This window comes from Nevskia ramosa DSM 11499 (genome assembly GCF_000420645.1).
In the GTDB taxonomy this organism is placed as follows: Bacteria; Pseudomonadota; Gammaproteobacteria; order Nevskiales; family Nevskiaceae; genus Nevskia; species Nevskia ramosa.
This window is the reverse complement of record NZ_ATVI01000011.1, coordinates 226,594-234,577: the sequence shown is the minus strand read 5'-3', so window position 1 is coordinate 234,577 and position 7,984 is coordinate 226,594. Positions and strand designations below refer to the sequence as shown.

The following is a 7,984-nucleotide window of genomic DNA, read 5'->3' as shown; positions in this document are numbered from 1 at the left end:
TGCGTTGGTCGCGCAATTCCAGGTGATGCTGTTGTCGGCCTGCTTGGACGCGACCAGGATGATGTACTTGCCGTCAATACCAGCATTGACGCTCTGCACCAGCGCGCCGATGTTGCAGGCGGCGTCGGTCGCAACGGAGGTCACGTACTTCGCGCCGGTCGGTGACGACACTCCGGAGGCGGAAGTCGTTGCAGGGCATGCGCCCTGCGAAGCTACATATTCGGCTACCGAGGTCTTGGCGCCGTCCAACTGGGCGACGGCTTCGGTCACTTTCGCGCGGCCGATGTAGTCCTGATAAGCCGGCAGTGCAATGGCGGCGAGAATGCCGACGATCGCGACGACGATCATCAGTTCGATCAGGGTGAAGCCCTGCTGAGTCTTTTTCATGGATAGATGCTCCTGGAAGGTATGGCGGGGGAAGAGCCAACCAAGCTATTGAGCAATGCCTGTGCCACACGAGGCGACAAAAAAATCCCTTTCTTATTAATGGCCTATGAAAATTGCAATGATCGGAAAGCCGACGCGACCGACGATTCTCCGTCCCGCAGTGACAAAAACCGTCAGCTTCGGGCGCGCTTTCCGGCCAGGCGCGGCTGGCAGCCGGACCGACCAGACCGCGCTGTAAACTACGCGACCTTTGCGTGCCTGACGTTCAATCTCCCCGGCCGCGACCCCGCCTTGATCTGCATGAAGTCGCCATGAAACCTGAGTACAGCCCCGTCGAAGTCGAAGCCCAGGCGCAGTCCTACTGGGCCGAGAACCTGTGCTTCAAGGCGGTCGAGAAACCCGGCGCCGACAAGTTTTACTGCCTGTCGATGTTCCCGTATCCGTCCGGCAAGCTGCACATGGGCCACGTGCGCAATTACACGATCGGCGATGTGATCAGCCGCTACCAGCGCATGAAGGGCAAGAACGTGCTGCAGCCGATCGGCTTCGACGCTTTCGGCCTGCCGGCCGAGAACGCGGCGATCAAGAACAACGTGCCGCCGGCAGCGTGGACGTACTCGAACATCGACACGATGTGCGGCCAGCTCAGGCAGCTTGGCATCGGTTACGACTGGGATCGCAAGCTGGCCACCTGCGAGCCGGAGTACTACCGCTGGCAGCAGTGGTTCTTCACCGAACTGTTGAAGCGCGGCCTGATCTATCGCCGCAACTCGCGCGTCAACTGGGATCCGGTCGATCAGACCGTGCTGGCCAACGAGCAGGTCATCGATGGCCGTGGCTGGCGCAGCGGCGCCGTCGTCGAGCAGCGCGAAATCCCGCAGTGGTTCCTGAAGATCACCGCCTACGCCGACGAACTGCTCGACGAAGTGAAGCAGCTGGAGCACTGGCCGGAAGCGGTGCGGACCATGCAGTCGAACTGGATCGGCCGCTCGGAAGGGCTGGAGATCGATTTCACTGTTGCGGATCGCAGCGAAAAGCTCACTGTCTTCACCACGCGTCCGGACACGCTGTACGGCGTCACCTTCGTCAGCGTTGCCGCCCAGCATCCGCTGGCGCTGGAAGCGGCTGCACGGGATGCCACGGTTGCCGCCTTCGTCGAGGAAGCCAGCCGTGGCGATGTCACCGAAGCGGCGATGGAAACGATGGAGAAGCGCGGTGTCGCACTCGGCATCGACGTCATCCATCCGCTGACCGGCGATCACGTGCCGGTCTATGCCGCCAACTTCGTGCTGATGAGCTACGGCTCAGGCGCGGTGATGGCGGTGCCCGGTCATGACCAGCGCGACTGGGAGTTCGCGACCAAGTACGGACTGCCGATCAAGGCGGTGATCGCCGCTGCGGCTGAAAGCCCGGCGCCGGAGCTGTCCGAAGGTGCGTTCACCGAGAAAGCTTTCACGATCAACTCGGCCGAGTTCAGCGGCTTGGCGTTCAAGGATGCCTTCGATGGCATCGCCGCTAGGCTCGAAGCGCAGAACGCCGGTCGTCGCCGCGTCAACTATCGCCTGCGTGATTGGGGCGTCTCGCGGCAGCGCTACTGGGGTTGCCCGATCCCGATCATCTATTGCGAGGATTGCGACGCAGTGCCGGTACCGGCCGATCAGCTGCCGGTGCAACTGCCGGAAGATCTGGTGCCGGATGGTCGTGGCAATCCGCTGCTGCGGCTGCCGGAATTCGTCAACGTGGCCTGCCCGCAATGCGGCAAGCCGGCGCGGCGCGAGACCGATACTTTCGACACCTTCGTCGATTCGTCCTGGTACTACGCGCGCTTCGCCAGCGCCGGTTGCGAAACCGGCATGGTCGATGAGCGCGCCGCCTACTGGTTGCCGGTCGATCAGTACATCGGCGGTATCGAGCACGCGATCCTGCATCTACTCTACGCGCGCTTCTTCTCGAAGCTGATGCGCGACTGCGGCCTGCCGGCGGTCGCCGAGCCGTTCAAGCGCCTGCTGACCCAGGGCATGGTGCTGGCCGAAGGTTATTACCGCACGACTGAATCCGGCGGCCGCGAGTGGATTGCGCCGAAGGATGTCGAAGTGGAGCGCGATGCCAAGGGTTCGGCGATCGGCGCGAAGCTGAAGAGCACGGGCGAAGCGGTGGTCGCCAGCGGCCTCGGCACCATGTCGAAATCGAAGAACAACGGGGTCGATCCGGCGGCGATCATCGAATCGCACGGTGCCGATGCGGTGCGCCTGTTCATGATGTTCACAGCCCCCCCTGAGCAGACGCTGGAATGGAGCGATGCCGGCATCGACGGCGCCGCGCGCTTCCTGAAGCGGGTCTGGAAACTGGTGTCTGATCACGTCGCACTCGGCGCGGTCGAGGCGCTTGACCGCGTGGCACTCAACGACACGCAGAAGGACCTGCGCCGCAAGCTGCACGATCAGCTCGCCAAGATCAGCGATGACTTCGGCCGCCGCTACAACTTCAACACGGCCGTTGCCGCCTGCATGGAGCTGGTCAATGCGCTGGCGAAGTTCGACGATCGCAGCCCGCAAGGCCGCGCGGTGCTCGACGAAGCGCTCGATGCGCTGAGCCGGGTGCTGTCGCCGATCGTGCCGCATTTCTCGCACGCGCTATGGACCGCACTCGGCCACGCCACGCCGGTGATCGACGCCGAATGGCCGGAGCCGGAAGCCGAAGCGCGGCTGTCCGATCAGATCAAGCTGGTGGTTCAGGTCAACGGCAAGCTGCGCGGCCAGATCAGCGTACCGGCCGGCAGCAGCCAGGACGCGATCATCGCCGTGGCGCTGGCCGACGAGCAGGTGCAGCGGTTCCTGGTCGGCGCCACGATCAGGAAGCAGGTCGTCGTCCCTGGGAAGTTGGTCAACTTTGTCATATGAGCACTTCCCGATCCGTCCATGGAGCCGAACCCGGCCAGGCCCTCCCTGGCCTGGCGTTCGCCGTTTCCGGCTCACCCCGGCAAGCTCGTCAATTTCGTGGTGTGATTCCGTCATGAACCGCATCCATCGCTTGCTGATTGGTTTTGCCGCCACGGGGCTGCTCGCTTCTTGCGGCTTCCATCCCGTCGGCAGCCGGCCGATGCCGCCGTCGCTGCAGTCCGTCTTTGTCGAACTGGTCGATCCTTATCGGGTCACCACGCCGCCGGTCGAGGAAGCGCTGAAGGCGCGCATCGCGCGTGGCGGCGGGGTGGTCAAGTCGAAGGCTGACGAAGCGGAGACGGTGCTCCGGCTCAGTGATTTGCGCGAAGCCCAGGAAGTGCTGTCGATCGACAACGATGGCCGCGCGATCGAATACCGACTACTGACGCGCGTGACCTTCGAGATGCGCAAGGTCGTCGATGGCAAGGCGGAAGTGTTGATCGCGCCTGAGATGCAGACGGTATCGCGCGATTACAGCTTCAGTGCCCAGCAGATTCTCGCCAAGGAAGCGGAAGAAGCGCGCCTGCGCCGCTACATCCAGGATGAGCTGGCCGAACGCGTGCTGCTGAGAGTCGAGGCAAGGCTGTCGGCGATCGATCCTGGCCTGGCGCGTCCGGCGGAAGCAGGCAAGCCGGCGCCGAATGCCGAGCCGCAGCCCGAACTCAAGCCCGGCATCGTGCCAGCAGACGCAGCGGGTGCAGCAGTTCCGGGCTAGTTTTCCCGGCCTGCTCTCCGGCGCGGCGCAAGCCCGCCGCGAGGTGCAACGAGCAGCCGATGTTGCTGCTGACGATCACATCCGGCTGCAGCCTTGCCGCGGCTGCCAGCTTCGGCGCCAACAGTGCGTCGGCTTGTTCCGGATGGCTGATGAAATGGCTGCCGGCAGCGCCGCAGCAGGCGGACGTGGCATCAAGCTCGACGATCTCCAGTTCCGGAATGCGCGCCAGCAGCCTGCGCAGCGCATCGCCTCGGCGGATCACGTTGCGCTGCGTGCAGGGCTCGTGGATCGCCACCTTCAAGCGCGTCGGCTTGAAGCGCAGCGGCTCGCCGTGTTCGAGCAGGAAGGCGAGCGGATCGCGCAAGCGTTTCGCGAACGCCTTGCCGCCATCTGCTGCGAGGCGCGGATAGTCGAGCAGGGTCGCGGCACAGCCGGTGGCCAGCGGCAGGATCGGCTCATCGCGCGTGCTGAAAGCGGCGATGTTGCGCGCAGCCAGTTGCTCCGCCGTTGCCGGCCGGCCGGCGTGCTGGTCGATGGCACCGCAGCAGGTCTGATCGGCGACGAAATCAGCCGCGTAACCGCAGTCAGCGAGTAGCTGCGCCAGATCATCGGCCACGGCGCGCTCGGCGATGTCGCCCATGCAGCCGACGAACACGCCGACCTTGCCGCGTGGCCTGGTAACGATCGGTGCTCGTGGTGCGCGCAGCCGCTCGATGCGCGGCATCGTCGACTCCAGTCTCGCAAGCCGACCACGGCCGAGCAGATGAAAGCGGCGCAGGAAACCTTGTGCGCCGCTGACTGCGTAAAGCCATAGCAGCGTCGCCAGCAGACGGCGCAGCGGGCGACGGCTGAGCACCGCGCTGAGCAGGCGCGTCAGCCACAAACGTTCGGGCCGCACGGCTGCCAGTTGGGCGCGGCCCGCATCGATCAGCTCGCCATAAGGCACCGAAGCCGGGCAGACTCGTTCGCAGGCGCGGCAGCCGAGACAGCCGTCCAGGTGGCGTTCAAGGCTCGATGACGGGACAATGCGGCCAGTCGCGAGGCCCTGCATCAGCATGATCCGCCCGCGCGGTGAATCGGCCTCATGGCCCGCCTGCTGATAAGTCGGGCAGTGCGGCAGACACAGGCCGCACTTCACGCAGAGATCGGCGGCGGCCAGCGGAAACGGGTGGGATTCGGGCGGCGGCATGGCGCGAACGCTAGCACGCGATCTGTTCATTGATGCGCGCCCGGCAGGGCTTCCTTTCATTTACCAATCGAGACTTTCGTCTGATGTCTGAATTCCATTTTCCCCGCGCACTGTTGCTGGCAATCACGCTGCTGCCACTGACGCCGGTGTCGGCCAAGGACGCTGCAAAGCTGGCCGCCGAAGACGGAACCACCAGCATCCCGCCATTGGTCGAACCGGTTACCAAGCCCGCCGCATCGCCCGAAGTCGCGGCGGAACCTGCTGCTGCGCCTGCCGAGCCACCGAAGCCGGAGCCGACGCCGTGGCTTGGCGAGCTGGCCGTCGGCCTGGTCAATGCCAGCGGCAATACCAGCACGCGTTCGATCAATCTCCGCTCGGCGCTGGAATATCGGGCCGAGCGCTGGGGCAATCGTTTCACCGCATTGGCCTTCAGCGGCAGTCGTGACGGCGTCAGCACCGACGAGCGCTACTCGGTCGCCAACAAGACCGACTACCAGTTCGACTTTCGCAACTACGCGTTCGGCAATCTCGCCTATGACAACGACCGCTTCGCCGGCATCGCCGAGCGCTATGCGGCCACCGTCGGCTACGGCCGCCATGTGCTGCGCAACAAGCGGCACAAGCTGGATATCGAAATCGGTGTCGGTGCCAATCGCACACGCGATCAGGACGAAATCTACGAGACCGCGGCGATCGGCACGCTCGGCGGCAAGTACACCTGGACGATTTCGCCGAATGCGGAATTCACCCAGACCTTGCGAACGGAAGGCGGCGTCACCAATGTCTATGTCAACCCGATCACGGCGCTGAAGCTGACCATCGTCGGCAACCTGTTCGCGACCTTCAATCACGAAATTCGCTACAACACGGAAGTGCCGTCCGAGACCCGGCATCTCGACCAGATCACCACCATCAATCTCGGTTATTCCTTCGGTACGCCCCCGGCATGAGCCCGCCATGAGTGATAGCACCGTCCCCGTTTCCTACTTCAAGCATCACGTCTTCTTCTGCTGCAATCAGCGCAAGGATGGCCGCGAATCCTGCGAGGATCACGGCGCCAACGAGCTGCGCGACTACTGCAAGAACCGGGTGAAGAAAGCGGCGCTGACCGGCGTCGGCCGCGCCCGGGTCAATCAGGCGGGCTGTCTCGATCGCTGCGAGCTGGGGCCGGTGATGGTGGTCTATCCGGAAGGCGTCTGGTATCGCTACAAGAACAAGGCTGACATCGACGAGATTGTCAGCGAGCACCTGGCTCAGGGTCGAGTGGTTGATCGATTGCGGATTTGACCGCTGTCGCCTGAGCTTCGGCGCTCGGCGCGATGCTGAGGCTGCCGGTCATCCACATCAGCACGTCGTAATAACTGCGCACGTTGGTGACGAAGCGCACCGCTTCGCCGCCGCGCGCGTAGCCGTGCTTGGTCTGCGAGTAATATTTTTCCTTCGTCAGCAAGCGCAGGCCTTCGAGCACATCGGGCCAGCGATTGGGATTCTTGCCGGCCTTCTGCGCCAGCAGCCGGGCGTCGAGGAGATGGCCCATGCCCTGGTTGTAGGCCGCCAGCGCCATCCAGGTGCGATCCGGCTCGGCGATCGACTGCGGCAGCTGGCGCTGCAACAGCTGCAGATAGCGGGCGCCGCCCTGAATGCTCTGCTTCGGATCTTCACGATCCCGCACTTTCAGGTGCGCGGCAGTATCGAGCGTCAGCATCATGATGCCGCGCACGCCGGTGGAACTGACTGCATCCTCGTTCCACTTCGACTCCTGATAACCGATCGCAGCCAGCGTTCGCCAGTCCAGTCCGTAGCGTTCGGCGGCGTCCTCGAAGTGCTGCTGATACTTCGGCAGCAGCGCTTTCACATCGGTGACGAAGCGGACCACACCGAGGTATTCGTCGCTCTCCAGTTCGCCGAAATGACGATCGCGAAGTCGCGCCAGTTCGCTGGGCGGCAGTTGCTTGAGGTATTCCTGGATCGCGTCGAACAGCGAGGAATCGCCGGCTATCGGCAGCGCCCAGGCAATGTCTTCCTGGCCGGACATATCGAAGGCCACACGCAGTTGCGGCGCATAGCGGCGATTGATCGCCACCAGATCGGAGTTGGCCACCGTGTAAGCGAGTTCGCCATCGGAAACCCGGCTCAGCAGATCGTTGGCGCCGGCATCCGGCACTTCCAGCCACTGCAGCTTCGGATAACGGCTGGCGCGTAGTTGGGTCAGACGTTCAGCCATCGAACTGCCGGCCGGTACTGCCAGCTGACCCTCGAGATCGCCGGGATCACGCGGTTTCCGGTCATCGGCGCGATAGATCAGCTGCAGGCGCACGCTCTGCACCGGCTGCGTGAAGCGCACCTGCGTGGCTCGCGCCGCAGTCACATTGATGCCGCCGGCCGCGATATCGGCCTTGCCACCGGCCACGTAGTCGAGCATCTGGGCGCTGTTGGCGAGGTAGGTCAGCTCCAGCTTCACGCCGAGGTGCTCGGCGAAGCCGCGCAGCAGATCGCATTCGTAACCGGTGGGACCGGCCGGCCCGTCATAACAGGTGGTGGGACTGTTGACGGTCGCGACCCGCAGGCGGCCATCGGCAAGCACTCGCTCCAGGCTGTCTGGCTGCGGCGAACAGGTCATCAGCACCGACAGCAGACCGGCAGTCAGCAGCGCCCGCAGCGAGAACACCCGGCTGGGCCACGCGGTCATCGTCGAACGGCTCTGCTCGTCATGCTTCCTCATTCGCGTCGTTACTCGAACCATCCGTGGTCCGG

The 7,984-nt window shown here is 64.2% G+C and carries 7 protein-coding genes; 4 read left to right on the top strand and 3 right to left on the bottom strand.

Features of this window, described 5'->3' with window-relative positions; all coding sequences use genetic code 11:
- Positions 1–387: pilin (locus G513_RS0118825; protein WP_022978419.1), on the bottom strand; the 387-nt coding region annotated here is incomplete at its 3' end.
- 311 nt (positions 388–698) lie between these two features.
- On the opposite strand from G513_RS0118825, the gene leuS reads away from it, so the two are divergent.
- Complete coding sequence (leuS, locus tag G513_RS0118820) at positions 699–3,287, top strand: leucine--tRNA ligase (RefSeq protein WP_022978418.1); 2,589 nt, start codon at positions 699–701, stop codon at positions 3,285–3,287.
- A 112-nt stretch (positions 3,288–3,399) separates the two neighbouring features.
- Positions 3,400–4,041, top strand: coding sequence for an LPS-assembly lipoprotein LptE (locus tag G513_RS24095; RefSeq protein ID WP_022978417.1), 642 nt, complete (start codon positions 3,400–3,402; stop codon positions 4,039–4,041).
- Here the strand turns inward: G513_RS24095 and G513_RS25890 are convergent.
- Positions 3,989–5,230 carry a (Fe-S)-binding protein gene (locus G513_RS25890; RefSeq protein ID WP_022978416.1) on the bottom strand — a complete coding sequence of 414 codons (1,242 nt, stop codon included), beginning with the start codon at positions 5,228–5,230 and terminating at the stop codon, positions 3,989–3,991. The two genes, G513_RS24095 and G513_RS25890, sit on opposite strands and share 53 nt — an antisense overlap.
- A gap of 83 nt (positions 5,231–5,313) precedes the next feature.
- Between G513_RS25890 and G513_RS24090 the strand changes: the two genes are divergently transcribed.
- The gene (locus tag G513_RS24090) at positions 5,314–6,180 is read left to right on the top strand and encodes a DUF481 domain-containing protein (RefSeq protein ID WP_022978415.1); all 867 of its coding nucleotides are present in this window, start codon (positions 5,314–5,316) and stop codon (positions 6,178–6,180) included.
- A 7-nt stretch (positions 6,181–6,187) separates the two neighbouring features.
- A complete protein-coding gene (locus G513_RS0118800) occupies positions 6,188–6,517 on the top strand; it encodes a (2Fe-2S) ferredoxin domain-containing protein (RefSeq protein WP_022978414.1) in 330 nt (109 codons plus the stop codon).
- Here G513_RS0118800 and mltF read toward each other — a convergent pair.
- Positions 6,468–7,952, bottom strand: coding sequence for a membrane-bound lytic murein transglycosylase MltF (gene mltF / locus G513_RS24085; protein WP_022978413.1), 1,485 nt, complete (start codon positions 7,950–7,952; stop codon positions 6,468–6,470). The genes G513_RS0118800 and mltF overlap by 50 nt on opposite strands.
- Positions 7,953–7,984 lie beyond the last annotated feature (32 nt).

What these genes read in the sequence shown, in the direction of transcription:
- leuS (WP_022978418.1), top strand. Translation starts at nt 699, where the DNA reads ATGAAACCTGAGTACAGCCCCGTCGAAGTCGAAGCCCAGGCGCAGTCC.
- G513_RS24095 (WP_022978417.1), top strand. Translation starts at nt 3,400, where the DNA reads ATGAACCGCATCCATCGCTTGCTGATTGGTTTTGCCGCCACGGGGCTG.
- G513_RS25890 (WP_022978416.1), bottom strand. Translation starts at nt 5,230, where the DNA reads ATGCCGCCGCCCGAATCCCACCCGTTTCCGCTGGCCGCCGCCGATCTC.
- G513_RS24090 (WP_022978415.1), top strand. Translation starts at nt 5,314, where the DNA reads ATGTCTGAATTCCATTTTCCCCGCGCACTGTTGCTGGCAATCACGCTG.
- G513_RS0118800 (WP_022978414.1), top strand. Translation starts at nt 6,188, where the DNA reads ATGAGTGATAGCACCGTCCCCGTTTCCTACTTCAAGCATCACGTCTTC.
- mltF (WP_022978413.1), bottom strand. Translation starts at nt 7,952, where the DNA reads ATGAGGAAGCATGACGAGCAGAGCCGTTCGACGATGACCGCGTGGCCC.